Source organism: Acinetobacter sp. 24-47-47, assembly GCF_057737035.1.
The window spans coordinates 2,783,652-2,809,879 of record NZ_CM173216.1 but is presented as its reverse complement, the minus strand read 5'-3'; the positions used below and the strand labels follow the sequence as shown (position 1 = coordinate 2,809,879).

At 39.8% G+C, this 26,228-nt stretch carries 30 protein-coding genes and 7 tRNA genes; 32 read left to right on the top strand and 5 right to left on the bottom strand.

What is annotated here, in order from left to right; translation table 11 throughout:
• Positions 1 to 31: 31 nt before the first annotated feature.
• Positions 32 to 460 (top strand): helix-turn-helix domain-containing protein, encoded by a 429-nt coding sequence (locus AC1M9E_RS13215; RefSeq protein ID WP_228133253.1) that lies wholly within the window; start codon positions 32 to 34, stop codon positions 458 to 460.
• A gap of 50 nt (positions 461 to 510) precedes the next feature.
• Here the strand turns inward: AC1M9E_RS13215 and hisH are convergent, their stop codons facing one another.
• A complete protein-coding gene (gene hisH / locus AC1M9E_RS13210; protein ID WP_035267559.1) occupies positions 511 to 1,128 on the bottom strand; it encodes an imidazole glycerol phosphate synthase subunit HisH in 618 nt (205 codons plus the stop codon).
• Positions 1,128 to 1,721, bottom strand: a complete 594-nt coding sequence (gene hisB, locus AC1M9E_RS13205; protein ID WP_035267557.1) for an imidazoleglycerol-phosphate dehydratase HisB — start codon at positions 1,719 to 1,721, stop codon at positions 1,128 to 1,130. The genes hisH and hisB overlap by 1 nt, the downstream gene beginning before the upstream one ends.
• A 93-nt stretch (positions 1,722 to 1,814) precedes the next feature.
• Here hisB and AC1M9E_RS13200 point away from each other — a divergent pair, with 93 nt between their 5' ends.
• The 4 genes from AC1M9E_RS13200 (at position 1,815) to AC1M9E_RS13185 (ending at position 3,559) form a co-directional block, all read left to right on the top strand.
• The gene (locus tag AC1M9E_RS13200) at positions 1,815 to 2,192 is read left to right on the top strand and encodes a GNAT family N-acetyltransferase (RefSeq protein WP_035267556.1); all 378 of its coding nucleotides are present in this window, start codon (positions 1,815 to 1,817) and stop codon (positions 2,190 to 2,192) included.
• A gap of 171 nt (positions 2,193 to 2,363) precedes the next feature.
• Positions 2,364 to 2,439, top strand: a tRNA-Phe gene (locus AC1M9E_RS13195).
• Between the two features lie 135 nt (positions 2,440 to 2,574).
• A tRNA-Phe gene (locus AC1M9E_RS13190) sits at positions 2,575 to 2,650 on the top strand.
• Between the two features lie 132 nt (positions 2,651 to 2,782).
• Positions 2,783 to 3,559, top strand: coding sequence for a class I SAM-dependent methyltransferase (locus AC1M9E_RS13185; protein WP_481586833.1), 777 nt, complete (start codon positions 2,783 to 2,785; stop codon positions 3,557 to 3,559).
• Between the two features lie 6 nt (positions 3,560 to 3,565).
• Here AC1M9E_RS13185 and AC1M9E_RS13180 read toward each other — a convergent pair whose 3' ends face one another.
• Complete coding sequence (locus AC1M9E_RS13180) at positions 3,566 to 3,988, bottom strand: GNAT family acetyltransferase (RefSeq protein ID WP_179999046.1); 423 nt, start codon at positions 3,986 to 3,988, stop codon at positions 3,566 to 3,568.
• Positions 3,989 to 4,312: 324 nt separating this feature from the next.
• On the opposite strand from AC1M9E_RS13180, the gene AC1M9E_RS13175 reads away from it, so the two are divergent.
• Positions 4,313 to 4,726, top strand: a complete 414-nt coding sequence (locus tag AC1M9E_RS13175; protein WP_481586832.1) for a hypothetical protein — start codon at positions 4,313 to 4,315, stop codon at positions 4,724 to 4,726.
• Positions 4,727 to 4,942: 216 nt separating this feature from the next.
• Here the strand turns inward: AC1M9E_RS13175 and AC1M9E_RS13170 are convergent, their stop codons facing one another.
• Both AC1M9E_RS13170 and argH read right to left on the bottom strand, forming a co-directional pair.
• The gene (locus AC1M9E_RS13170) at positions 4,943 to 5,212 is read right to left on the bottom strand and encodes an oxidative damage protection protein (RefSeq protein ID WP_035267550.1); all 270 of its coding nucleotides are present in this window, start codon (positions 5,210 to 5,212) and stop codon (positions 4,943 to 4,945) included.
• A gap of 28 nt (positions 5,213 to 5,240) precedes the next feature.
• Complete coding sequence (gene argH, locus AC1M9E_RS13165; RefSeq protein ID WP_179999042.1) at positions 5,241 to 6,671, bottom strand: argininosuccinate lyase; 1,431 nt, start codon at positions 6,669 to 6,671, stop codon at positions 5,241 to 5,243.
• Between argH and AC1M9E_RS13160 the strand changes: the two genes are divergently transcribed.
• The 26 genes from AC1M9E_RS13160 to rplL all read left to right on the top strand — a co-directional run bounded on the left by AC1M9E_RS13160 (position 6,662) and on the right by rplL (position 26,089).
• Positions 6,662 to 7,816, top strand: a complete 1,155-nt coding sequence (locus tag AC1M9E_RS13160) for a sensor histidine kinase (protein WP_481597211.1) — start codon at positions 6,662 to 6,664, stop codon at positions 7,814 to 7,816. The genes argH and AC1M9E_RS13160 overlap by 10 nt on opposite strands.
• Before the next feature lie 52 nt (positions 7,817 to 7,868).
• A complete protein-coding gene (locus tag AC1M9E_RS13155) occupies positions 7,869 to 8,606 on the top strand; it encodes a LytR/AlgR family response regulator transcription factor (RefSeq protein WP_481595778.1) in 738 nt (245 codons plus the stop codon).
• Between the two features lie 95 nt (positions 8,607 to 8,701).
• Positions 8,702 to 9,622 (top strand): hydroxymethylbilane synthase, encoded by a 921-nt coding sequence (gene hemC, locus AC1M9E_RS13150; RefSeq protein ID WP_481607317.1) that lies wholly within the window; start codon positions 8,702 to 8,704, stop codon positions 9,620 to 9,622.
• A gap of 9 nt (positions 9,623 to 9,631) precedes the next feature.
• Complete coding sequence (locus tag AC1M9E_RS13145) at positions 9,632 to 10,414, top strand: uroporphyrinogen-III synthase (RefSeq protein WP_481588836.1); 783 nt, start codon at positions 9,632 to 9,634, stop codon at positions 10,412 to 10,414.
• Positions 10,411 to 11,250: a hypothetical protein gene (locus AC1M9E_RS13140; protein WP_481607235.1), complete on the top strand. Its 840-nt coding sequence runs from the start codon at positions 10,411 to 10,413 to the stop codon at positions 11,248 to 11,250. The genes AC1M9E_RS13145 and AC1M9E_RS13140 overlap by 4 nt, the downstream gene beginning before the upstream one ends.
• Positions 11,251 to 11,252: 2 nt before the next feature.
• A complete protein-coding gene (locus tag AC1M9E_RS13135) occupies positions 11,253 to 12,446 on the top strand; it encodes a heme biosynthesis protein HemY (RefSeq protein ID WP_481607236.1) in 1,194 nt (397 codons plus the stop codon).
• 9 nt (positions 12,447 to 12,455) lie between these two features.
• Entirely contained in the window at positions 12,456 to 12,872 is a 417-nt protein-coding gene (locus tag AC1M9E_RS13130) for an acyl-CoA thioesterase (protein WP_035267539.1), read from the top strand.
• Between the two features lie 126 nt (positions 12,873 to 12,998).
• A complete protein-coding gene (locus AC1M9E_RS13125; RefSeq protein ID WP_035267603.1) occupies positions 12,999 to 13,322 on the top strand; it encodes an H-NS histone family protein in 324 nt (107 codons plus the stop codon).
• Positions 13,323 to 13,488: 166 nt separating this feature from the next.
• Positions 13,489 to 14,232 carry a type II secretion system protein N gene (gspN, locus tag AC1M9E_RS13120; protein WP_092766456.1) on the top strand — a complete coding sequence of 248 codons (744 nt, stop codon included), beginning with the start codon at positions 13,489 to 13,491 and terminating at the stop codon, positions 14,230 to 14,232.
• Positions 14,232 to 15,068 (top strand): type II secretion system protein N, encoded by an 837-nt coding sequence (locus AC1M9E_RS13115; RefSeq protein ID WP_481607238.1) that lies wholly within the window; start codon positions 14,232 to 14,234, stop codon positions 15,066 to 15,068. Before gspN ends, AC1M9E_RS13115 begins: the two co-directional genes overlap by 1 nt.
• A 42-nt stretch (positions 15,069 to 15,110) precedes the next feature.
• Entirely contained in the window at positions 15,111 to 17,498 is a 2,388-nt protein-coding gene (gspD, locus tag AC1M9E_RS13110; RefSeq protein WP_481607239.1) for a type II secretion system secretin GspD, read from the top strand.
• Positions 17,499 to 17,567: 69 nt separating this feature from the next.
• Complete coding sequence (locus AC1M9E_RS13105) at positions 17,568 to 18,242, top strand: FHA domain-containing protein (RefSeq protein WP_488224857.1); 675 nt, start codon at positions 17,568 to 17,570, stop codon at positions 18,240 to 18,242.
• A 58-nt stretch (positions 18,243 to 18,300) separates the two neighbouring features.
• Positions 18,301 to 18,972: an HAD-IA family hydrolase gene (locus tag AC1M9E_RS13100; RefSeq protein ID WP_481607240.1), complete on the top strand. Its 672-nt coding sequence runs from the start codon at positions 18,301 to 18,303 to the stop codon at positions 18,970 to 18,972.
• Between the two features lie 117 nt (positions 18,973 to 19,089).
• On the top strand, positions 19,090 to 20,583 hold the full coding sequence (trpE, locus tag AC1M9E_RS13095) for an anthranilate synthase component I (protein WP_035270448.1): 1,494 nt from the start codon (positions 19,090 to 19,092) through the stop codon (positions 20,581 to 20,583).
• A 98-nt stretch (positions 20,584 to 20,681) separates the two neighbouring features.
• Positions 20,682 to 20,757: transfer RNA gene (locus AC1M9E_RS13090), tRNA-Thr, on the top strand.
• Between the two features lie 53 nt (positions 20,758 to 20,810).
• A tRNA-Tyr gene (locus AC1M9E_RS13085) sits at positions 20,811 to 20,894 on the top strand.
• A 34-nt stretch (positions 20,895 to 20,928) separates the two neighbouring features.
• Positions 20,929 to 21,004 (top strand) — tRNA-Gly (locus AC1M9E_RS13080).
• 14 nt (positions 21,005 to 21,018) lie between these two features.
• Positions 21,019 to 21,093: transfer RNA gene (locus tag AC1M9E_RS13075), tRNA-Thr, on the top strand.
• A gap of 149 nt (positions 21,094 to 21,242) precedes the next feature.
• On the top strand, positions 21,243 to 22,433 hold the full coding sequence (tuf, locus tag AC1M9E_RS13070) for an elongation factor Tu (protein WP_481592547.1): 1,191 nt from the start codon (positions 21,243 to 21,245) through the stop codon (positions 22,431 to 22,433).
• 47 nt (positions 22,434 to 22,480) lie between these two features.
• Positions 22,481 to 22,556, top strand: a tRNA-Trp gene (locus AC1M9E_RS13065).
• A 77-nt stretch (positions 22,557 to 22,633) separates the two neighbouring features.
• Complete coding sequence (gene secE / locus AC1M9E_RS13060; protein ID WP_035265936.1) at positions 22,634 to 23,074, top strand: preprotein translocase subunit SecE; 441 nt, start codon at positions 22,634 to 22,636, stop codon at positions 23,072 to 23,074.
• A gap of 7 nt (positions 23,075 to 23,081) precedes the next feature.
• The gene (gene nusG, locus AC1M9E_RS13055) at positions 23,082 to 23,615 is read left to right on the top strand and encodes a transcription termination/antitermination protein NusG (RefSeq protein WP_035265938.1); all 534 of its coding nucleotides are present in this window, start codon (positions 23,082 to 23,084) and stop codon (positions 23,613 to 23,615) included.
• 115 nt (positions 23,616 to 23,730) lie between these two features.
• The gene (rplK, locus tag AC1M9E_RS13050; protein ID WP_004813566.1) at positions 23,731 to 24,159 is read left to right on the top strand and encodes a 50S ribosomal protein L11; all 429 of its coding nucleotides are present in this window, start codon (positions 23,731 to 23,733) and stop codon (positions 24,157 to 24,159) included.
• Between the two features lie 3 nt (positions 24,160 to 24,162).
• Positions 24,163 to 24,858, top strand: coding sequence for a 50S ribosomal protein L1 (gene rplA / locus AC1M9E_RS13045; protein ID WP_035265940.1), 696 nt, complete (start codon positions 24,163 to 24,165; stop codon positions 24,856 to 24,858).
• 301 nt (positions 24,859 to 25,159) lie between these two features.
• Positions 25,160 to 25,666 (top strand): 50S ribosomal protein L10, encoded by a 507-nt coding sequence (gene rplJ, locus AC1M9E_RS13040; RefSeq protein WP_035265941.1) that lies wholly within the window; start codon positions 25,160 to 25,162, stop codon positions 25,664 to 25,666.
• 51 nt (positions 25,667 to 25,717) lie between these two features.
• On the top strand, positions 25,718 to 26,089 hold the full coding sequence (gene rplL, locus AC1M9E_RS13035) for a 50S ribosomal protein L7/L12 (protein ID WP_035265942.1): 372 nt from the start codon (positions 25,718 to 25,720) through the stop codon (positions 26,087 to 26,089).
• Positions 26,090 to 26,228: the final 139 nt, after the last annotated feature.

Below are 26,228 nucleotides of genomic sequence, written 5' to 3'. Positions count from 1 at the left end.
TAGGCTTAATGTTAAATTGAAACTGCAGACAGTGAATAAGATTTGGACAGAAGCGATGGCAGTTCAAGAAGATGATTTATTTAGCGAAGGTGCTAAAAAACTTAGAAAATTGATCAAAGAGAAAAACATTAAACCGACTGATGTGGTGAATGCATTGGGAGTCTCTAAGGAAACGCTGTCGAAATGGGTGCAAGAGTCAACTCCTGCCAATGCTCAACATCTAGTTGAATTAGCGAAAGTACTGAGTGCTGCAGAACGATGGGTTTCAGACGCTAAAGATGGTAAAAAATCAGAAAGTTTTAAACAGTATCCTTTGAAGGATGAGTTGGCTTTAAAAGATGCAACGCCAGAACAATTAATTTCAGAACTTAAAAGTCGTTATGCTGCGCTGAATCTAAAAGCAGAAATTAAAGTAACTGTTGAGCCAATTGAAGGTGGCTTTGTCGTAAAAGATATTTAGAGTAAAGTCTGAAAAAAAGCTCACTGAAAACAGTGAGCTTTATTATGGCTTTAAATTTTCCACTCTACAAAATTTTTCAACAACTGTAAGCCAGCTGTATGACTTTTTTCTGGATGGAACTGCGTAGCAAACAAATTATCTTTATGGATTGCGGTGCAGAATTCCAAACCGTAGTTACATGTCGCAGCAATGATCTCAGATTGTTTCGGTTCAACATAGAAACTATGTACGAAATAGAAACGAGCATCTTGATCAATGTTGTTCCACATTGGATGGCTTGGATCTGCTTGGTGTACCTGATTCCAACCCATATGGGGAACTTTTAAACCTTCAATATCTGGAAAGCGTTTAACAGCACCATCAAAAATGCCTAATGCATCTGCACCACCATTTTCTTCAGAGTGTTGCAGCAGAGCTTGCATGCCGACACAAATCGCAAGGACAGGCTTGTTGAAAACGGCATTGCGTACAACCTCGTCAATGCCAGCCTCGTGCATACCTTGCATGCAATCACGCATTGCACCAACGCCTGGGAACACAATTTTATCTGCTTGAGCAATCAGCTTAGGATCATTGGTCACATCAACGGTTGCACCAACATGCTCAAGTGCTTTTGCTGCTGAGTGAAGATTTCCCATGCCATAATCAAGAAGGGCAATACGGGTCATTACAAAGTACCTTTGGTTGAAGCTACAGTATTTTCTGCACGTGGATCTACTTCACAAGCCATACGAAGTGCTCGTGCAAATGCTTTAAATACACTTTCAATTTGGTGATGGCTATTTTTACCTTTCAAATTGTCTATGTGGAGTGTCATTAATGCGTGATTCACAAAGCCTTGGAAAAACTCAGAGAATAGGTCGACATCAAAAGTACCAATGCGCGCGCGCGTAAATGGAATGTCCATCCATAAGCCAGGGCGGCCTGATAGGTCAACAACGACACGACTCAAGGACTCATCAAGTGGTGCATAGAAGTGACCATAGCGACGCAAACCTTTTTTGTCACCTAAAGCCTGTGCAAATGCCTGACCAAGGGTAATACCACAGTCTTCTACTGTATGGTGATCATCAATTTCTAAATCGCCGTCGCAATGAATATCGATATCAAATAAACCATGACGCTTGATTTGGTCGATCATATGGTCTAAAAATGGAACACCTGTATTGAGGGTGCCTTGACCAGTACCATCAAGATTCACGCGAACACGAATTTTGGTTTCGTTTGTGTTTCTTACCACTTCACTGATACGTTGCGTCATAGACACGTTCCTCAAAAACGTTAAAAATGATGAATGTAGATTTTCGATGTCACGAAAGTGACAGCATATTAGATTGCTCAGGAGGGTTAATCAATGCCTATAACCGTACATGCAATAACTTCGCTTGATAATGTTGAAGTTCGTGAACAGCTTGAGCGCTTATATGACACCAGTCCAGAATTTAGTGACGGACAAGATGCCATTGAACAACTTGAGCAAAACTTAGCTCAGTATACCTTACTTTACACGGCAGAATTTAATACAAAGATCATTGGGGCCATTTGGTCAACTGGACAAGGTGAAAGTCGAACGCTTGAAAATATCGTAGTTCATCCGGCTAACCGTGGACGTGGTGTCGCAGAGCGCTTAGTGAGTGAAGCATGTCGAATGGAAGAAGAGAAAGGCGTTAATCATTTTGAGCCTGGATGTGGTGCAATACATCGTTGTTTAAGTAGTTTGGAAAAAATTTAAAACTATTGTTCGATTTTAAATATTAAAAGTCAGTCAATACTGGCTTTTTTATTGGATTTGTATGTATTTACATCGAATAATCTAAATGTTGTTTTAAAAACATCCATTTGTTTAAATATCCCAAAAACTTGCTTGACTATATCGAGATGAAACTGTTTAATACGCGACATCGGCGTGATAGCTCAGTTGGTAGAGCAACGGATTGAAAATCCGTGTGTCCCCAGTTCGATCCTGGGTCTCGCCACCATATTCTTTTAAGAATTTGTATTTTCAATCTCTGATCCCATCAGAGATTTTTTTTGGGTAAAATTTACTCGAACAAATAAAAAATGCATGATTTTTATTGACTATTGAGCTCAGTTACGGCTTAATACACCCCATCGGCGTGATAGCTCAGTTGGTAGAGCAACGGATTGAAAATCCGTGTGTCCCCAGTTCGATCCTGGGTCTCGCCACCATATTCGAAAAATCCTCAACAATGTTGAGGATTTTTTTTGCTTATAAAATAATACAAAATGAATCGAAGTCATGCATCATCCATTTTTTTTGATGTGCTAAGGTTGATTTCTCGATCAAATTCAGAATAAAAAATGAAAGACCTATTTTCTGATCAAAGTGAGCTTTATCAACAAGCTCGTCCAAGTTATCCACAAAGTGTGATTGACGAAATCTTCAAATATGTTCAGAACTATGAAATGGCTTGGGATTGCGGGGCAGGTTCAGGACAATTCACCCGCTTATTGGCTCCGCATTTTAATCAAGTCATTGCAACGGATATAAGCGCAGCACAACTTCAGCAAGCCCCAGCAATAGATAATGTAATTTACCGAATTGATAATGCTGAACATAGCAATTTTAAAGCACAATGTTTTGACCTGATTACAGTTGCCCAAGCCATTCATTGGTTTGACTTCGAGTTATTTTTTCAAGAGGTCTATCGAACACTGAAGCCCCAGGGTGTCTTTGCAGTGATTGGATATGGGCTTATTGAAGTGGAGAATGAGGAGCTTCAAAGCTGTATTGAAAAGCTATATCACCAAGTATTGAAAACATATTGGGAGAGTGAGCGTCACTATATTGATCTGAAATATCAAACGATTCCATTTCCTTTTGAAGAAATCCCGACCTGTGAGCAGCACATGCATTGTAAATGGCGGATTGATCAATTGATTGATTATTTAAATACATGGTCAGCTTTAAAGAAATATCTTAAACAAAATACGCAAGCCAATAATCAGGCGACACAAATCTTAAATCAGATGAGCCAATATGCCTTAACTTTGAATAATGATACCGGTCATAAATTTAATATTCGATTCCCAATATTTTTACGGATCGGTAAATTGATAAATGCTCCTGTTTTATAAAATTTCTTAATGGTCGTGAATGAGTCTTTTAGCAAGGCATACAACTTCTTTTTCGTCATATCCCAATTGTTCATAAAAGTTTTGAATATCAATAAATTCTTTTTGCACTAAAAGCTGAACTTCTGGACAACCAAGTGCAATCAATCTTTTTTCCAAATGTTGAATCAACGCTGTAGCAACACCATTCCGTTGATGATTGGGATGTACCGCGAGGTAATTGATCCACCCGCGATGACCGTCGTAACCACCCATTAATGTTGCGATAATGAACTGATCTTTCACAGCCACCAAGAATAAGTCATCTTTTTGTGCAGCCTTCCTAAAAATATCAATTTCCGGATTATTCCATGGTCGTGTTAGATCACATCTTTCCCAGAGTTGAATGATGTCTTCTAAGTCAGTCTCAATATAAGGACGAATGATAAACATGATGCGCTCAAATGGTGGTTAATTTTAATACAGAGATTAGCCTACTCTGATGAAATTGATAACTCATAATCATCTTATGTGTCTATTTTCTGCTTTACATTTATGCAGTCTTTTTTAGATAGCAAGATAAATATCAATAAAAAAGATTTGTCTGTGACGTGAGTCTAACAACTCTTGTTAAGTAAATGATATTTAAGATAAATGGTAGTTGTGTTTGGCTGAAATGTTTTTAAAGATGGCTTTTATTACGTTCAGTGAGAGCGATGGGGAATGAGACAATTTAAGCAAGTTTTGTGGGGAATCTGTGCTTGGGGTCTTTCGAGTATGAGTTGGGCGGCACATCCTAACAATGGGCATTTTAAATTACTGCCAGACGATCAGTTAAGTTTGGTCAATGCTTTAGGTATTGAGGAATCTCAAATTCGTGAAATTACATCTTTTAAATCTCAGGATTTAAACCATTTAGAAAATTTTGTGAGTGATAGAAAAAGGATTCATTATATAAAGGATGAAGAGCAACCTTTTAAAGCGCTTATGGACTTAACATCTATGAACTCTTTACAATTCAATGGACAGGTTTTGGAGCAGCGGTTTGATCTTCAAAATCGGCAGATTTACATTAAATTTGGCCCAATTCGTGTTGACCGAATGGAGATGCAGTTAAATATGGATGGAGTTTACCAATTAGGTCATATTTTAAATCCACCACAAGCACTTCTTTCGTCAGCTAAATTTTGACTCCATTGATATTTATTTGATGTCCCATAAAAAAGGACCTCTATTACGCAGATTCTTTTGGGATTAAAGCCTGTGCACACCTTCTGTGTTTTTCTTGCCTAATTTTTAAAGTAACGCATAAAAAAGAATCCCCAAAGATGGGGATTCTTTTTAGATTAAAGCCTACGCGGACTTCGTCCTTATCTTACGTAAAAAAGAAAAGCAGTGCTTTCTTTTTTACTCAGGCTTTAGGCCTTCAGCTTTTTCTAAAGTTTCATCATTGTTGAAGAACTTTTCACGTTGTTCTTCAAGAAATTTCTTTGCATCAGCTTCAAAGACATTTAAACGTTTTTCATTGATTAAAGTAGTTTGATGCTTTAACCATTCGCCCCATGCTTGCTTAGAAACACTATCAAATAGTTCCTGACCTTTAGGACCAGGGAATGGTGCAAAATCCAAACCTTCCATTTCTTTTTGATACTTACGGCAAAATACTTGGCGAGACATATCAATACTCCAAAAATATAATCAGAAATTAAGCGTAAAGAGCTTCTAAACGCGCATGAGCACGCTCAATTGCTGCTTCAACTTGAGCAGGTGCTGTTCCACCGATGTGGTTACGTGCATTGACAGAAGCTTCTAAAGTTAATGCTTTTTCAAAGACGTCAGCTTGAATTAAATCAGAGAATTGTTGAAGTTGTTCAAGCGTAAGTTCTGATAAATCCTTACCTTCTTGTACGCCAAGCGCAACTGCTTTACCGACGATTTCATGTGCATCGCGGAATGCAACACCATTTTTCACTAAGTAATCAGCAAGGTCGGTTGCTGTTGAGAAACCACGCAGCGCAGCTTCGCGCATTTCAGGAATATTTGGAACAAGTGCAGGAATCATGTCTGCGAAAGCCATCAAAGAGCCTCGAACTGTATCGATAGCATCAAATAGTGGTTCTTTATCTTCTTGGTTGTCTTTGTTATATGCCAAAGGTTGACCTTTCATGAGGGTAAGTAGACTCATTAAGTCGCCATATACACGGCCTGTTTTACCACGAACAAGTTCAGGTACATCAGGATTTTTCTTCTGAGGCATAATCGAAGAGCCTGTGCAGAAGCGGTCAGGAATATTCACAAACTTGAATTGTGCAGATGTCCAAAGAATTAATTCTTCAGACATGCGAGATAAGTGCATCATGATGAGTGATGCCGCAGCATTAAACTCAATACCAAAATCACGATCAGATACAGCATCTAATGAGTTTTCTGCAACTGCTTCAAATCCTAAAAGTTCTGCTGTATAAGCACGATCGATTGGATAAGTGGTACCTGCAAGCGCAGCAGAACCTAAAGGCATGCGATTCACGCGTTTACGGCAGTCAATCAGACGTTCTGAGTCACGTACCAGCATTTCAAACCATGCCATTAAATGATGTCCAAACGTCACAGGTTGTGCAGTTTGAAGATGTGTAAAGCCAGGCATGATTGTATTTGTATTTTTAGCAGCCAAGCCTAGAATGCCTTTTTGCAGTTTTTGTAATAACCCTAAGATGGCATCAATTTCATCACGTACATACAAGCGAATATCCGTTGCTACTTGGTCATTACGGCTACGACCTGTATGTAATTTCTTACCTGTAATCCCAATGCGTTGTGTTAATCGAGATTCAATGTTCATGTGAACATCTTCTAAATCAATACGCCATTCGAAGTTGCCAGCTTCAATATCCGCTTTAATTGCGGTTAAGCCTGCGATGATATCATCACGCTCTTGTTCAGTGAGTACACCGACTTTTGCCAGCATCGTTGCATGTGCGATTGAACCTGCAATATCTTGTTTATAAAAGCGTTGGTCAAATTGGACAGATGCTGTAAATTCAGCGACAAAGGCATCAGTTGCTTCGGAAAAACGACCGCCCCACATACCTGAAGTTTGGGCTTGTGACGGATTAGAGGAATTAGAAGATGTGGTCATGTCGGCTCAGTAAAAGAAAAAGCAGTAATTTTGCATCCAGTATAACAAATTCAAATCAAGATGCCGAAGTCTTGCCTATGGATAATTCTTCAAAAGATAAACAAGAATTTATCGACGCCAATTTCTTTGTACGTATTGGGCAATGGCAATATTTTGCAGAGTTATTTATTGCCAGTATTTTTTTGGCGTTATTGCTGTGCCTAGCAGAGTCACAGTCTTGGTCAAATTTACAGACATCACAAGTGATCAAGTATGTGCTTTATATCAATTGGGTGGTATTGGTCTTTATTGCCGTAATTGATTTATTTAGGGCGTTTTGGCAAAAACTAACCACTTGGCAGTCTGCGATTTATACATTTGCACTATTAGAACTCATTATCCTATTCACTACTTGTAGTTTGAATTTTCTGTTTTTTTGGGGGAGTAACTTTTCTTTACAAAAATTTTCATGGTTACTTTTATTTGATCATGTGATTTTACATATGAGCTATGGCGTATTGTTGATCACTTTTTGTTTACGATATATCTATGTTCGGGGTGAGTGGTTAAAGCAGCAACAAGGTGAATTGAATGCTCGAATTCAAGCCATGCAAGCAAGAATACATCCACACTTTCTTTTTAATAGTTTAAATAGTGTGGTGAGTCTGATTGGGAGTGATCCAGATAAAGCAGAGCAAATGCTCATCGATCTTTCAAGGTTGTTTAGAGCAAGCTTTCAAGAGCTGAAAATTGTCACATTAAAAGAAGAAATCCAATTGTGTGAACATTATTTGGCGGTTGAAAAGCTAAGGTTGGGTTCGAGATTAAATGTGGAATGGAATATCTTGCAACCAGAGCAGTTGGGCCAAGCAAGTATTCCTTTTTTAACTTTACAGCCTTTAATTGAGAATAGTATCTTTCATGGGGTGGAGAAAAAGTTAATTGATGCAAAGATTGTCATATTGGTTGAAATATTACAAAATCAAGTCACTATAGTCATTACTAACCCTTATATAGCCGATAAAATGGCCAATAGGGAGGGGAATGGTATTGCGATAGAAAACGTGAAACAGCGTTTGAAAGCACACTATGGGTATACGGTACAGTTTAGGAGTCATGCAGGTAATGGAATTTACACGACTGTAGTCCAGTACCAATATAAATAAAATCAAGTTAATACATTAAAATAAGCAACGTTAACTTGAGCAAGGAGGAACAATGGACATCCTAATTTGTGATGATGAGCCACTCGCGGTTGAGCGCTTATCTCGCTTGGTCACTCAATTGGGGCATCAAGTTGTTGCAACTGCGCACCATGGAAAAGAAGCTTTGACCTTAGTGCAACAATATGAGCCTGATGTAATTTTACTTGACATCCAAATGCCTGAAATGGATGGTTTGACATGTGCTCAGCATCTTTCACAGCTAAACCCTATGCCCGCCATTGTTTTTTGCACGGCCTATGATGAGCATGCTTTGACTGCGATTCAGGCACAAGCGAAAGGCTATTTATTAAAACCGATTATCAAATCAGAATTAGAAAATACACTGAATAATTTAACTAAACTTACTCAAGCTCAAATGTCAAATATAGAACAAAAAGAAAATATGGAAGAAAAACATCAGCGTCAGCAAATCGCTGCGAAAACCTATCGTGGTCTTGAACTCATTCCTATAGAAAATATTTACTATTTTCTGGCTGATCAGAAATACGTAACAGTACGACACAAAAACGGCAGTGTGTTGATTGATGAGACTTTAAAAGATCTAGAGCGTGAGTTTTCAAATAAATTTATACGAATTCATCGAAATGCGCTGATTGCATTGGATTATTTGGATGGATTGGAGTTGGTTGCTTCAGGCCAGTATCAAGTTCGTTGTCGTGAACTTGAAGAGAAATTGGCGGTCAGTCGCCGTCACTTACCTTTGCTTAGAGAAAGAATGCAAAATATTTAGTTGCCTAAAATTATAGACATTGCCGAACAATTTACTTGCAATTTTGGGACAGCAGGGTAAGTTTAGGATGTCTAAAGTTTGGCAGCATTAAAATGATCAAAACCTTAAAAATTGCAACTCGTCAAAGTCCATTGGCTTTATGGCAGGCGGAGCATATTCGTGAGCGACTTGAGACCCTACATGCTGGTCTAAAAGTTGAGTTGGTTACGTTTGTGACCCAAGGCGATAAAATTTTAGACACCCCTTTAGCCAAGATTGGTGGAAAAGGTTTATTTGTTAAAGAGCTTGAGGCTGCATTACTTGATGGTCGTGCAGATCTTGCTGTCCATTCAATGAAAGATGTGCCGATGGCGCTCCCAGAAGGATTAAGTCTTGCCGTGATTTGTGAGCGAGAAGATCCTTTAGATGCTTTTGTTTCGAATACTTATAGCAAGTTTGAAGATTTGCCCCTTGGTGCCAAAGTGGGAACCTCAAGTTTGCGCCGTAAATGTCAAATTTTAAAAGCCCGTCCAGATCTTGAGATTATAGATTTACGTGGAAATGTAGGCACACGACTATCTAAGCTTGATGATGGGCTTTACGATGCCATCATTCTGGCAAGTGCAGGCTTAAAACGTTTAGGTTTAGCAGAGCGTATTCGACACACGCTGGATGCACAGACGAGTTTACCCGCAGTTGGCCAAGGTGCATTAGGTCTTGAGTGTCGAGGTGACGATGCACGCGTATTAGAGTTGATTCGACCTTTATTACATGCAGAAACTGATGTGTGTGTTCGTGCAGAACGGGCATTTAATGCTTATTTGGAAGGCGGGTGTCAGGTACCGATTGCGGGATATGCGACTTTAAATGATCAACAGATTCAATTAGAGGGGCGCGTAGGCAGTGTGGATGGTCAAACATTATTGGTTGCTAAAGTAGAAGGTCCAGTTGAACAAGCTGAAACGTTGGGTGTTTCACTAGCAAAAGCTTTGATTGACCAAGGTGCTGCTGATTTATTAAAAGCACTGTATAAATAAAAAAATGAAATGAAGTTTATCAATACTCGACCTGCAGATCGTGCTAAGCCTCTCAATGAGGCACTGGTACGTGCAGGATATGAGCCTATCGAGTTATCTGTACTAGAGTTGGCTGCTGTTCATTGGAGTGATGAACTTGATCAGCTCTTTCAGCAATTAATTTCAGCACAAGTGATTGTGGTCGTCAGTCCAACAGCCGTTGAAGTTGGCATGCAGTTTCTCGAAAAATCGGGACTTAGATTGACCGATTTAAATCATATCAAATGGATTGCAGTTGGCCGGAAAACAGCTGAAGCTCTAAGTCGATATGGTGTTAAAAGTTTAGTTCCAGATGTTGAAACATCTGAAGGAATGTTAAGTCTTCCGGTTTTAACACAAAATGCTGATCTCAAACGTATTGCGTTTTGGCGGGGAGAAGGTGGCCGTCAGTTCATGATGCAGCAGTGTCGTACTGCTAAAATTGAAGTACTTAATTTTGTTTTATACTCCCGCTACTGCCCAAGTGATGCTCAAGATAAATTTAAACATCTACTTGAAGCATTCAATGCAAATCCACAACCTTATGCTGTATTGATTAGTAGTGAAGCCAGTTGGAAAAATTGGCTGAGTTTATGCAAAAATTATCCTGTATTTATGCAACACGGTCATTACTTGGTTTTAGCGGATCGGTTATATCAGATCGTGTGTATGTATCAACAGACCTCAAATACTAAATTTCAAATCACTCAAATTGCGGACTTAATGCCAGATACGATTTTGTCGCAGCTTGAAAGTGAACATAGGCACTCATGAAGAAAATTTTATATCTATTCATTTTAGGCTTAATCATTTGGTTGATTAAACTCAGCTATGATCATTTTTCATTACAAGAAAAAGTTGAGTTGCTACAACAAACTCAACATAAATCAGAGCAATTAGTGGCAAGTTTGAATGATCAGTTGGTAGCAATTCAGCGCTCAAATCAGCAGGTTTCGTCTCAATCCAATCCACCTCAGCAAAACAATAATCAACAAGAAATTCAATCTGAAATCAATCCAATCAAACTCTTAAGTCAAAAATTAGAGCTAATTCAATTTGCCTTAGATCAACATGAGTTTGTATATGCACTTGAGCAACTCAATCAACTGGATCAACTGGTTGAGCGCTTGGCTTTGGCAGATACATTGCAGGTTTCAATGCATCGAGCTGTTGAGCATGATCAAAAAATGATTCAACAGTATGTTGTGGCAAAAAATATTCAAATTGCTCAGTTAGGTGACTTGCTTGAAAATATTGATGCAAATTTGAAAAATGAACAACAAGTACAGCGACTCACGAGTGATAACTCTTCGCAATCCTCATGGTTTGAGCGTGTATTCAAAGTTGAACGCGTTGATGAACAGATGCCGGTATTACTTAATCGAAGATTAGTTTTAAAAGAAGTTCAATTGAGAGTGTTATTTGCTCAAAGAGCACTACAACAAGGACAATACATTGATTATCAAAATGCACTGACCTCAATTATCGATGAACTGGATCAACTGCCTGATGCTGCGGCAATCAAAATAAAAAATAAAGCGAAACATCTCAAACAAGCACAACTTTTACCTGTCCCTAAATTGAACAGTAAAGCAATTTTAGAGGGCTAATCATGAAACATATTTTTATAGTTTATGCATTAGTTGGTTTAATGATATTAGCCGTGTTAAGTGTGCTGAGTTATCAAGAAGGGCCAGGTTATATTTACATGCTTTGGCACGGTATTCAGATTCAAACGAACCTCTGGTTTGTTTCATTTTTTCTTCTATTCGTTGCTTTATCTCTTCATCTTTTATGGTTTTGGGTTGGAAAGATGAGATCAAGAGAGCAGCGTAAAATTCAACAAGTGACAGACTTTTCAAGGTTACATACGTATGAAAAATTAGGTGTTTTGTGGGTTTTGGAGGCCAACACAAAACAGCGAGAATATTTACAACCTGTGTTTGAGAACTCAGGATTACTCAAAGAAGTTATTCAATCTCGTATTTGGTTGAAGCAAGATCGTATTGATGATGCGTTGAGTGTTTTACAACAAAGTCCTGCAGATGCTTTTGAATTGGCTGAACTCCAGCGTATTGAAATTTATTTAGCTCAAGGGCTTCCAGATCAGGCTTTAACCCATTTGGAGTTTTTACATGGTCATATGCTGTCACCATGGTTAAAAGATCTTGAAGATGCTTATCAGCATAAGTTGAATCATCTATGGGGCAGATTTGCGATTCAATATCCATGGCATTATTTAAAATCCACGCAATATGGCCATTTAGATTTGGAACATAAAAAGAAATGGCTTTTAAAGCTACTCAATGATTTTGACAACGCTTCAAATACAGATTTAGAGCTTATTCAAATTCGGTATGCTCAAATGAGTGATCAAATTGTGTCGTCTTCATATGGTATTAAATCGTTATGGTTAAAACTTATTTCTCGCATTCCTGAGATGGCTTTTGATGAAACTCAACTTTCTTTGTCTTTATTAGAAGAACGGTTCGATCAGGATATTTTTTATTTATGGTTTCAACAACAATTGTTAAAACAAAATCCTGATTATGAAATGCTTGAAAACCAGATTGATCATTTTGAAATGAAATATCCTGGATTACCGATTTTGAGTTTTTCTAAATGGCATATTTATACTGCGACTCATCGTGAACAGGATGCTGAGGCATTATTGCAATTATATCCTGATCACCCTTTAATGAACTATTTAAGAATTAAATCTGTATTAAAAGGCGATGCTGTATTAACTCAGCAATTGAACAGTGTCTTTGAGACCCATAATAAATTTATTCAATTTAAGTTATGAGAATGATGAATGAAACAAATGAATGAGTACAAAGTCATTACCCATCAAAAAGTCGCTTGGGGTGATATGGATGCTTTTGGACATGTCAATAATGTGATTTATTATCGCTATATTGAAACTGCTCGAATAGAGTATTTGAATCAATTAGAAATCTTAGCGTTAGATATTAATACTGTTGTGGCTTCAAATAGTTGTAAATATCTTAAACCAGTGTTTTATCCTGATTATTTACGCATTGGAACTAAAGTGGTTGAATTGCGTAACTCTGCCTTCAGGATGGAATATACAGTTTGGAGTGAGCAACAGAATGAAATTGTGGCAATTGCTGAGGCCGTTATAGTTTGTGTGGATAAAAATACAATGCAAAAGGTTTTGATTCCAGAGCATATTAGAGAAAAAATAATAGAAATAGACTCGGTTAATTAATGTGTTAAATTATTTGTTTTATTTATGTATATTAAATAACATGATGGATTGATTAAAATAATTTATAACAATAAGATGGCGCTTTATAAATCTAATAATGATATTGAATTTTTTGGAGTAAATGTTATGCCTGATATTAGTAATTTATCTGTTGAAGAGTTAAGAAAGTTAACTGCTGAAGCCCAAGCTTTGATCGAGTCTAAGAAAGATCAGGAAATTGAAGATGCTTATCATCAGATTACTCAAATTGCTGAATCAGTGGGTATGTCTTTAGAGCAATTCATTGAATATGGTGCACAAAAGCGTAAGAAAAGCACGCGTAAATCTGTAGAGCCTCGTTATCGTAATAAAAATAATACTGCGGAGACTTGGACAGGGCGTGGAAAGAAGCCACGTTGGTTGGTTGCAGAGCTTGAAAAAGGTGCCAAATTAGAAGATTTCCTTATCTAATTTCACTGATTTGTCATGTAATGACACTAATATTAAAAAAACCAAGCAAATCTGCTTGGTTTTTTTATAAGTGAATTGGAGAAGTGTAAAATTTATGCATAATACCAAGATAGAAAATTTTCAAACATTTTGCGGTTAATTAGACTTAGATGTTGGTATACATGGAATGATAAAAAAATCAAAAAAAATGGTGTGGTTAAGCGTCGCTATCTTCGCTTTTTTATTATTTGTTTTTTTACAAGTTCCAGCATCGTGGCTCATTGCTAAATTTTATAAAAATAATCAAATTTTAAAAAATGTCAGTGGCAATATCTGGCAAGGTCAAGCAGATTGGCAAAAAGGAAATCTTGCAGGTTCTGTCATCTGGCAAACACGTCCTCTCGATCTGATTTTATTAAGAGCTGGTGCCAACTTAGAAATACATAGTGGTCAGACGCAACTCAACGGTGTGGTGGGTTATGGGCTTGGAAAAAAAATAATTATCAAAAATATGAATGGAAATATTGCCCCTGAAACACTCAAAACATTTGTGGATTGGCAATGGCCTCAGAATAGTATTCAGTTGAAGGATGTAGCATTTCAATTCAAACAAAACGATGGTTTTGCAAAAACCGCCGGAGAGATGCAATGGGGTGGTGGTACGCTAACTTATACCTTTGCCCAGAAACAAGAACGAATGAATATGCCATCTTTAAAAGGGCAATTTTCAGACGAAGCTGGAAAACTGCTCATTGATGTACAAGATCAGCGCGGGCAAAAAATGGCCAACCTTAGTTTAGATCCTGCATTAATGTTGGATGCACAGGTGACCCAAAGATTATTAATGAATGTGCCTTCATATGATGGTAAAGCTGGTTTGGATACCTTTGTTGTCAGTACGAGACAGCCACTGCTGAGTGGAGGCTTCTAATGAAGGGATTCCAAGATAAGTTTTCACAAATTTCATTTAAAGATTTAGATCGAATTGCTCCGCTTACTTTATTTATTCTGATTTTAATCTTAATGTGGAAGCTCGCTTCATTATTTTGGTTGGTGGTTGCACCACCGCAAGTCATGCAAGTTGACCAAGTCGCATTAGGTTCGCAGCAACCTCCTGTTCCGAATATATCGAGTTTCTCATTGTTTCAAGAAACAGGTGAGCAAGTGAGTGGTGCTGATGCTAATTTAGCGCTTACGTTGCAAGGGGTTGTGGTTTCGACGCCGAGTAGTCAATCTTCAGCGGTGATTAAAGTTCGAGAGGTTGCTGATCGTTATACCATTGGACAAACTTTGGAAGGAAGTTCTTATCAGCTTTCAGAAGTATATTGGGATCATGTGGTATTGAAACAGCCGAGTGGTGCGACGACTGAGTTGAGATTTACCGGAATAGAAAATCTTAATCAGCCGCTGGTACCTGATGCACAGCAAAATTCTGCTAACGCAGCTTCGAATTCAGGTCAAACGACTACTCAAAATGCCATTGGTCAGGCAATCAATCAAATTCAAGAAAATCGTGAACAATACTTAAGTAATATGGGTGTCAACACCGATGGTGGTCAAGGTTATGAAGTCACGGATCGAACGCCTGCATTTTTGAGAAGCAAACTGGGATTAAGACCTGGTGATCGCGTTTTATCCTTGAATGGGCAGTCAGTCGGTCAAGGACAAAGCGATGCACAACTGCTAGAACAGGCTAAACGAGAAGGTAAAGTTCGCATTGAAGTAAAACGAGGTGATCAAGTGATGACCTTCCAACAAGAATTTTAAAATGTGTAAATTTGCATAAAGTATTAGGAAATATAACAAGTTATGGATTTTTTAAATCGAAATCGGTCACTTTGGGCGATGGTCGCAGTAGCACCAGTATTGGCTGTCGCAAGTACCGCTGCGCAAGCGCAAACTTGGAAAATTAACCTGCGTGATGCAGATTTAACTGCATTTATTAATGAAGTGGCAGATATCACGGGAAAAAACTTCGCAGTTGATCCGCGGGTTCGGGGTAATGTGACGGTCATTTCAAATAAGGCTTTAAACAAAGCTGAAGTCTATGATTTGTTCTTGGGTGTGTTAAACGTTAATGGCGTTGTTGCTGTACCTGCGGGTAACACTATCCGCTTAGTCCCTGACAATAATGTAAAAAATTCAGGTGTGCCTTTTGATGCCTCTCGGAACGCACGAGGTGATCAAGTGGTCACTCGTGTCATTTGGCTGGAAAATACTAACCCCAATGATCTAATACCCGCGTTAAGACCACTCATGCCGCAATTTGCGCATTTGGCGGCGGTACAAGGTACAAATGCGCTTATAGTCTCAGATCGTGCGAATAATATTGCACAGCTTGAAACGATTATTCGTAATTTAGATGGAACGGGACAAAACGATATTGAGGCCATTAGCTTGCAGTCTAGCCAAGCTGAAGAGCTGATAGTTTTGTTGGATTCAATGTCTTCTACGGGTGGTGCCAAAGACATTTCAGGTTCTCGAGTACGTATTATCGCAGATGCACGTACTAATAGGATTTTGATCAAGGGTGATCCAAGTACTCGTAAACGCATTCGTCAAATGATCGAAATGCTTGATGTTCCTTCAGCTGATCGCTTAGGCGGTCTAAAAGTATTTAAGCTTAAGTATGCAAGCGCAAAAAATTTGGCTGAAATTTTACAAGGTTTAGTATCTGGTCAGGCGGTGAATAGTACCAGTAATTCAAATAGTTCAAGCTCCAATTCAAGTGCTAGTAACTCATTAATTAATAATACCTCGAGTAATACGTCTTCAAATGGGAGTGTGAATACCCCAGCGATTAATTTGAATAGTGGTTCAAATCAAAATCAACAAGACATTACAAGTTTTAATAGTAATGGCGTGAGTATTATTGCTGATGGTGCACAAAATGCATTAGTGGTAAAAGCAGATCCTCAACTCATGCGTGAAATTGAATCTGCTATTCATCAACTTGACGTGCGTCGTCAACAAATTCTCATTGAGGCTGCTATTGTTGAAGTTGAAGGAAATGACGTAGATCAATTGGGTGTTCAGTGGGCACTAGGTGACATCAGTAGCGGTATTGGTGTAATCAATTTTGATAAAGCGGGTGTAGGGCTGAGTCAATTGGCTTCTGGATTCCTTGGTAATGTAGCTACGGGTGCTGGTTTGATTGGAGCTGGTGCTTCATTGGCCTTAGGTGAATATAAAGAAGGTGCGAATGGATCGCGTAAACTGTATGGCGCACTGATTCAGGCATTAAAGACCAATACTAAGTCGAACTTATTGTCTACACCATCGATTGTCACCATGGATAACGAGGAAGCTTATATCGTTGTGGGTGAGAATGTCCCATTCCAGACAGGATCTGTGACAACAACAGGTGGAACAGCAAACCCTTATACTTCAATTGAGCGTAAAGATGTTGGTGTTACATTAAAGGTCATTCCGCAAATTGGTGAAGGTGGAACAGTTCGTCTTGCTGTAGAACAAGAAGTATCCTCAGTGAAGCCAGATAGTGGTGAGGCGAAAGACTTGGTGACCACTAAGCGTGCCATAAAAACCTCGATTTTGGCTGAAAATGGTCAAACAATTGTACTGGGTGGTCTGATTTCAGATGATACTAAGTTAACGCGTCAAGGCGTCCCAGGTTTAAGCTCGATTCCTGGTTTGGGTAGACTGTTTAGAGCAGATTCAAAGAATAATGTGAAACGAAACCTACTCGTTTTTATTCATCCAACAATCGTAGGAGATACGGCTGATATTCGTAGATTGTCACAGCAACGCTATGACCGTTTATACAGTTTGCAGTTAGCGCTAGATGGTGATGGAACATTTAAGAAGCTACCGGATAATGTTGATGATATCTTCCAACAGCGGTTGCCTGTATCAAGTACTCCCCAACCCGTTAAGCCTATCGTAGTGCCATCAACGCCTCAAGCAGTAGAGCCACAGGTACAGCGTTATACTGCTCCGACAGCACAGTCTAAGCCAGTAGGGCGTGTGATTGAACGTCCAAATGTCATCGTGACTCAGGATCCTGTGGTGAAATCAACGCGAGTGCTGCCAAAGCCTGTGATTTACAATCAAGTTGCCACAACAAATACAAACAATGCCCAAGTCGTGGTGGAAACCCCTGTCGCGATTGAGCCAAAACAAGATGTGCAAAGAACACAAAATACGGTCACAACCACGACATTGAGACCATCTCGATAACATGCGTTCAATGTGAATCTCGAAAACAGCCATGTTAAAATGTCAAAACTTGAATAATGGATCGAAACTATGACTTGGAAATTACAAACAATTACTGGCGAATTTGCGGGTAAAGAAGTTGATATCGATCGAGACATGTTGGTGGGTCGTCATCAAGATGCAGATATTTTGATTCAGTCTGCAGATGTATCACGTCGTCATGCTGCTTTGTTTCTAAAAGAGCAGGTGCTCACTGTTCAAGACTTAGGTTCGTCAAATGGCACGTTTATTAACGATACAAAAGTTGCTGAAGGCGAAACTATTGTTAAAGATGGCGATATTCTGCAATTTGCTAGCCATAAATTTTCAGTTTTAGCACCTGCGCAATCTGCACAAACATTACAAGATGTTCAGCAGCCTAGCGAAGCAATCGCAACAGCTGAAATTTCTTCAAAGGTTGCAGTAGAGAAGACAGCAGCAGCTGAAATGCTTGAGCAGGGTATGCCTGATCTGAAAGAGCGAGATAGCTCAGTTCAGCTTACTCGAGATGGTATGCCTCAAAATGTAGGAATTCCTAAACCAGCCCCAATTCCTGAAGGAGTTGATGTTAATACAACTGTCAATAAGCATGAAGCGTGTGAGGTAAATATTCCTGCAGCTTGTACGGAAAAAGAGTTGGAAACTCAAAAAAATGCCAATATTGGCTTAATGGCATTATTGGTGTTAGTGATTGTGGTACTAGTTGCCTGGTTTATTTTCAACTAAGTTGCATGTGATTTTTTAAGGCATGCTTTCGCATGCCTTTTTTGTTAGGTTTAAAATAATGAATATTGCGAATTTGGAACAGCGTGACTTAATTCTTTTTGATCTGGATGGAACTTTGGTTGATTCGGCATTTGATCTATATCGTGCCATGAATATGAGTTTGAATGTATTAGAACTGCCTTTGGTCACAGAATCTCAAGTTCGAAATTGGATTGGCAAAGGGACTTCATTGTTCTGTCAGAGTGTTTTAATGCATCTGACTGGGCGTGTAGAGCCTTCTGAGCATCAACAATTATTGGATACTTTTTTAGAAATTTATAATGCCGAACCGTGCGTGGATACGCGTCCATTTCACGGCATTATCGAATTTTTAGAGTGGGGTCGAGCTCATCAAAAAAAATTGGTGTGTGTTACGAATAAGCCGGAATTACCCGCTAGAAAAATATTAGCTGAATTAAAGATGGATCACTATTTTGTGGATACGGTGGGTGGAGATCGTTTTGAGGTGAGAAAACCAGATCCTAAACCTTTGTTGCATTGTGTTGAGGCCTTTGGAACTGATCTGGACAATACCTTGATGATTGGTGACTCATCGAATGATGTAGAGGCAGCGCGCCGTGCGGGTATTGATTGTATTGTCGTAAGCTATGGTTATAATCATGGCGAAGATATTCAGCTATGTAAGCCGCAACAAGTAGTTGATGATTTAACTGTGTTGATTTCTAAGTAAGTTGTAATAAATAAAGAAGGGTAGAGGAATGAATAGTTTTAATGTTTTTCGATGGCGTCTCTCAGCGCAGACTTTATAGAACATTCAATATGCATCGAAAACTACAGAGAATTCCTCATGACAACATCAACTCAATTTCAACAGCTTCAATCGCAAGGTTTTAACCTAATTCCAGTTTATCGCCAACGCTTAGCTGATACTGACACTCCATTGTCAGTATTTGCACGTTTAAAACAACATCAACAAGCCTATTTATTTGAGTCTGTAGAAGGTGGTGAAAACTGGGCGCGTTACTCGATTATTGGTCTGGGCGAGTCAACGGTATTCTCTTGCAATGAAGGACAGTTAACAATTCAGAAAGCTGATGGCCAAGTCGAATCGTTTGAGTGTCAAGATCCTTTCCAGTATATCCGTGATTTTCAATCGCAGTTCAAAGTGCCATCAAAAGCAGAACTCCCAGATTTGCCCAACTTTACAGGGGGCTTGGTGGGTTATTTGGGTTATGACGCGGTACGCTATATTGAACCGCGCTTAAATAACGTTCCTGATGCTGATCCTGTTGGATTGCCAGATTTATGGCTCATGTTGTCTAAAACAGTTGTAGTTTTTGATAATTTAAAAGACACGCTATTTATTATCGTACATGCGGATACACAGGATGCGGATGCTTTTGATAAAGCACAAAGCCAGCTGGATGAAATTGAATCATTACTTGCCACACCGGTGAGCTTGCAGGCAAAGCCTCACACGGCCCCTCATTTTGAATCATTAACAGGTAAAGAAAAATTCTTAGAATCGATTGAAACTGTTAAAGAGTACATTCGTGCGGGTGATGTGATGCAGGTGGTTCCTGGTCATCGCATGGTATCGGACTTTGATGGTGATCCTTTACAAGTATATCGTGCATTACGTCATCTTAATCCTTCACCATATCTGTTTTTAGTACAAGGAAAGACGCTTAGTGATGAAAAGCCATTTTATATTGTGGGCTCATCACCTGAAATTTTATCGCGTTTAGAAAATGGAGTGGCGACTGTGCGCCCATTAGCGGGCACACGACCACGAGGTAAAACCAAAGAAGAAGATTTAGCGCTGGAAAAAGATTTACTTTCCGATGAGAAAGAAATCGCAGAGCACTTAATGTTGATTGATTTGGGTCGCAATGACATTGGGCGTGTATCAAAAATTGGTAAAGTGCAAGTCACTGATCAAATGGTGATCGAACGTTATTCACATGTCATGCATATTGTTTCTAATGTGCAAGGGGAAGTTGCGGAAGGCGTAGATGCTTTGGATGTTTTTAAAGCAACATTCCCTGCAGGAACACTTTCTGGGGCACCAAAAATTCGTGCTATGGAAATTATTGACGAAGTTGAGCCAGTAAAACGTGGAATTTTTGGCGGTGCTGTTGGTTATTTAGGCTGGCATGGTGAAATGGACATGTCTATCGCAATTAGAACCTGTGTTATTCGCGAAAATAAGGTTTATGTACAGGCTGGTGCGGGTCTTGTTGCAGACTCAAATCCTGATTCTGAGTGGAATGAAACCCAAATAAAAGCTCGCGCAGTGATCAAAGCGGTTGAATTATCATCAAACGGATTGATTTTGTGAGTTTTTAGGGTTTTTTTTGAAAAAAACACTTGCACGGATTTCAAGTTTTGCTAAACTGCACACCGTTCCGATACGAAACGTACGAAACACTAAGAAACGCCGGCATAGCTCAGTTGGTAGAGCAACTGACTTGTAATCAGTAGGTCCACAGTTCGAATCCGTGTGCCGGCACCATCTTAGAGAGTTTAAGTAGTCGAGTAAAGAACAACACTGAAGTAAGTGTAAATGGTGAGATTCCCGAGCGGTCAAAGGGAGCAGACTGTAACTCTGCCGCGTAAGCTTCGAAGGTTCGAATCCTTCTCTCACCACCAATTTTAAAACTTCGATCTAGTGTCTTACCAATATGCGGGAGTAGCTCAGTTGGTAGAGCGGCAGCCTTCCAAGCTGCATGTCGCGAGTTCGACCCTCGTCTCCCGCTCCATCGAAGTATTAAATGCTCTTATAGCTCAGTGGTAGAGCACTCCCTTGGTAAGGGAGAGGTCTCGAGTTCAAATCTCGATAAGAGCTCCAGATATACAGTTTAGTAGAAATTTCTACAAAGTTTTAAAGAAAGCAGGCTTATTAGTCTGCTTTTCAAGTATTTAAAGTGTCATTTTTTTGGCGACAGGTCGATACTGAACAATCTTAGAATTGTGTTCGACGTAAACGAGGAAGATCTCATGGCTAAGGCTAAGTTTGAACGTAATAAGCCACACGTTAACGTGGGCACAATCGGTCATGTTGACCATGGTAAAACAACTTTAACTGCTGCTATCGCAACTGTATGTGCGAAGAAATTCGGTGGTGAAGCTAAAGACTACGCTGCAATCGACTCTGCACCAGAAGAAAAAGCACGTGGTATTACAATTAATACATCACACGTAGAATACGATTCTCCAACTCGTCACTACGCTCACGTAGACTGCCCGGGCCACGCCGATTATGTTAAAAACATGATTACTGGTGCTGCTCAAATGGACGGCGCGATCCTTGTATGTGCTGCGACTGATGGTCCAATGCCACAAACTCGTGAACACATCCTTCTTTCTCGCCAAGTAGGTGTTCCATACATCGTTGTATTCTTAAACAAATGTGACCTTGTAGACGACGAAGAGCTTCTTGAGCTAGTTGAAATGGAAGTTCGTGAACTTCTTTCTACTTATGACTTCCCAGGCGATGACACTCCAGTTATCCGTGGTTCTGCTCTTGCTGCACTTAACGGTGAAGCTGGTCAGTTCGGTGAAGATGCAGTTGTTGCTCTTGTTGAAGCGCTTGACACTTACATCCCAGAGCCAGAGCGTGCTATTGATAAAGCATTCTTAATGCCAATCGAGGACGTATTCTCTATTTCTGGTCGTGGTACAGTAGTAACTGGCCGTGTAGAAGCTGGTATCGTGAAAGTAGGCGAAGAAGTTGAAATCGTAGGTATCAAAGACACAGTTAAAACGACAGTAACTGGCGTTGAAATGTTCCGTAAACTTCTAGACGAAGGTCGTGCGGGCGAGAACTGTGGTATCTTATTACGTGGTACTAAGCGTGAAGACGTACAACGTGGTCAAGTACTTTCTAAACCAGGTGCGATCAAGCCACACACTAAATTCGATGCGGAAGTATACGTACTTTCTAAAGAAGAAGGTGGTCGTCACACTCCATTCCTTAACGGTTACCGTCCACAGTTCTACTTCCGTACGACTGACGTAACTGGCGCGATTCAATTGCAAGAAGGCGTTGAAATGGTTATGCCTGGTGACAACGTAGAAATGTCAGTAGAATTAATCCACCCAATCGCAATGGACCCAGGTCTACGTTTTGCGATCCGTGAAGGTGGTCGTACAGTTGGTGCTGGTGTTGTTGCTAAAGTAACTGCATAATAGAAGTACAAACGAAAACCGAGAGTTTCGATTCTCGGTTTTGTTATAGGTCAGTAGTTCAATTGGTAGAGCGTCGGTCTCCAAAACCGAATGTTGGGGGTTCGAGTCCCTCCTGGCCTGCCAAATTATTTTTGATAAAAAGCTTGATGCTGGCTAAACTGGTCATATAATAAGTCGCGAATTCAACGACGAGTACAAAAATGTCGAATGATAAATCGCGTGACGCATTAAGCGACGCGCCAATTCCTCAAAGAAACAATTCCGCTGAAGTCGTTAAATCTGGTTCACCAGTTGACGTGATTTTATGGATTATTGCATTGGCATTACTTGCTGGTGCACTTATGGTAAATCAACATCTTCCAGCATATTGGGTTCCCGCAAACAATATTTGGGTGCGTGTTGGGGTAATTTTGGCTTGTATCGTTGTGGCTTTAGGTTTATTATACGCCACCCATCAAGGCAAAGGCTTTGTTCGTTTGTTGAAAGACTCGCGCATAGAACTGCGTCGAGTGATTTGGCCAACAAAGCAAGAAACAGTAACTGCATCATGGCAAGTGTTACTTGTTGTTGTAATCACCGCTATTGGTTTATGGTGTTTTGATTACATTATTAGTTGGTTGATGAAGTTTATTATCGGGTAAAAGAGCTATGAAACGTTGGTACATTATTCATGCCTATTCAGGTTATGAAAAACAAGTGATGCGTTCGCTTAATGATCGAATCCAGCGTAGCGCTGTTGCCGATAGCTTTGGTGAAGTCCTTGTTCCTACCGAAGAAGTGGTGGAAATGAAGGATGGTAAGAAACGTAAGTCAGAGCGTAAATTCTTTCCAGGCTATGTGTTAGTTGAAATGGAAATGAATGACGATACTTGGCACATTGTTAAAGAATGTCCAAAAGTACTCGGATTTATTGGTGGTACGGCAGAAAAGCCTGCTCCAATTACGCAAAAAGAAGCTGACGCGATTCTTGCACGTGTACGCAATACTGGCGAAGCACCTCGTCCTAAGACAATGTTCGAGCCAGGCGAAGAATTATTGGTTACTGATGGTCCATTCACAGACTTTAAAGGTGTGGTGGAAGAAGTTCAGTACGAAAAGTCACGCTTAACGTTGACGATTAATGTATTCAATCGACCAACTCAAGTTGAATTGGAATTTCGCCAAGTCGAAAAAACAATTTAATCTGAATTGGTTGAAAACGCCCGATTTTATTAATCGGGCATTGTTGTTGTAACGGTATCGTTACTTGTAAATATTGGGGAGCCTTAATCGGCGTTTGTACCCAGAGGTAATTGAAATGGCTAAGAAGATTGACGGCTATATCAAGCTGCAAGTTCCAGCTGGTAAAGCGAATCCATCTCCACCAATCGGTCCTGCACTAGGTCAACGTGGTGTAAACATCATGGCATTCTGTAAAGAATTCAATGCTGCTACACAAAAACTTGAAGCTGGTCTTCCGATTCCTGTAGTGATCACTGTGTACAACGACAAGTCGTTCACATTTATCATGAAAACTCCACCTGCTGCTATTCTGCTTAAGAAAGCTGCTGGTATCCAAAAGGGTTCAGCTGTACCTAACAAAACTAAAGTTGGTAAGTTGACTCGTGCTCAATTAGAAGAGATCGCGACTACTAAAGAACCAGATTTAACTGGTGCTGACTTAGACGCGCGTGTACGTACCATTGCTGGTTCTGCACGTTCTATGGGCTTGGAAGTGGAGCTTTAAGACATGGCTAAATTAACTAAACGTCAAAAAGCGATTGCAGCTGCTGTAGAAGCGAACAAAGTTTATACTTTGGAAGAAGCTGTAGCAGTACTTTCTAGCCTTCCAGCTGCTAAATTCAAAGAATCTTTGGATGTAGCTGTAAATCTAGGTGTTGATCCTCGTAAATCTGACCAAGTTGTTCGTGGTGCGACTACACTTCCTGCAGGTACGGGTAAAACTGTACGTGTAGCTGTGTTTGCTCAAGGCGCTGCTGCTGAAGCTGCTAAAGCTGAAGGCGCGGACGTAGTTGGTTTTGATGACCTTGCTGAAAGCATTCAAGCGGGTAACCTTGACTTTGACGTAGTGATTGCTGCTCCAGATGCAATGCGCGTTGTAGGTAAGTTAGGTACAATCCTTGGTCCACGTGGCTTAATGCCAAACCCTAAAGTGGGTACTGTAACTCCTGACGTAGCAACTGCAGTTAAAAATGCAAAAGCTGGTCAAGCACGTTACCGTGTAGACAAAGCGGGTATCATCCATGCTGCGATCGGTCAAGTAGGTTTCACTGCTGAAGCTGTTCGTCAAAACGTTGAAGCTCTTGTAGCTGACCTTAAGAAAGCAAAACCTGCAACTTCTAAAGGTGTTTATATCAAAAAGATCACTTTAAGCTCAACTATGGGTCCTGGTCTTACTATTGATGTAACTAACGTTTCTAACTAAGTTTAACTTAGACAGAATTTTAAAGCCCTGAGTAAGATTTGAAGCGCTGCTTCAAATCTTACGCAAGATACCGGTTTTGGATTTCTTGCGAACTTAGGCAAACTTTGAATTGGTAAATGAGAATTTATCAGCGTCAAAGACCTCAGGCGAGGGGAGTTTTATACTTCGCTCTTAATATTCCAGCCTGCGTAGACGCGGTGGTGTGATTTAGTTCATCCTCCGCGTGTTGACTCAGTGATGAGTTAACGAACTGGGAGTGTACTTCGCGTGAGTACATAAATCACCGTTAGGAGGTTTTACAATGGCTCTTCTTATCGAAGACAAAAAACAGATCGTAGCTGAAGTTAACGCTGTTGCTTCTACTGCTTTCACTGCTGTTGTTGCTGACTACCAAGGTTTAACTGTTGAGCAATTAACTGCTCTTCGTGTTGAAGCTCGTAAACTAGGTGTTACTACACGTATCGTGCGTAATACTTTAGCTAAACGTGCTCTTCAAGATACTCAGTTCGATATCTTGAACGACAACCTTGTTGGCCCAACAATTTTAGCTTTCTCGACTTCTGAAGACGACATGGGCGCAGCTGCTCGTTTGTTTGAAGAATTTGCTAAAACTAATAAAGCATTTGAACTTAAAGCTGCTGCATTCGATGGCAAGGTTTATCAAGGTGCTGAAGTTAGCGTAATCGCGAACCTTCCGAACCAAGAAAAAGCGCTTACTATGCTTGCAAACGTTCTTCAAGCTCCTATTTCGAAATTGGGTCGCCTTATTACTGCGCTCAAAGAGAAAAACGAGTCAGAAGCTGCTTAAGCTTAATAAATCAATTTCCACACCATTCAATATCCATTTGGAGTTATTCTCATGGCTTTAACTAACGAAGAAATCTTAAACGCAGTTGCTGAAAAAACTGTTCTTGAACTTGTTGAACTTATCTCTGCTTTTGAAGAGAAATTCAATGTATCTGCTGCTGCTGTAGCTGTAGCTGCTGCTCCAGGTGCTGGCGCTGCTGCTGCTGAAGAACAAACTGAATTCAATGTAGAGTTGACTTCTTTCGGTGCTAACAAAGTTGCTGTAATTAAAGCAGTTCGTGAAGCTACTGGTCTTGGTCTTAAAGAAGCTAAAGATTTAGTTGAAGGCGCTCCAGCTCTTCTTAAAGAAGGTGTTTCTAAAGAAGAAGCTGAAGAACTTAAGAAGAAACTTGAAGAAGCTGGTGCTCAAGTTACTGTTAAGTAATTTCGCCATGGGGTCATTATTAATTTGACCCCAAAAATTGGCTGATGGCTCTTGGGTCATCAGCCTTTTTGCGTTACAATTATCGGCTCGATTTTTGTTAACTTGATGTAAAAATCATCAATACTAACTATAATTGAAT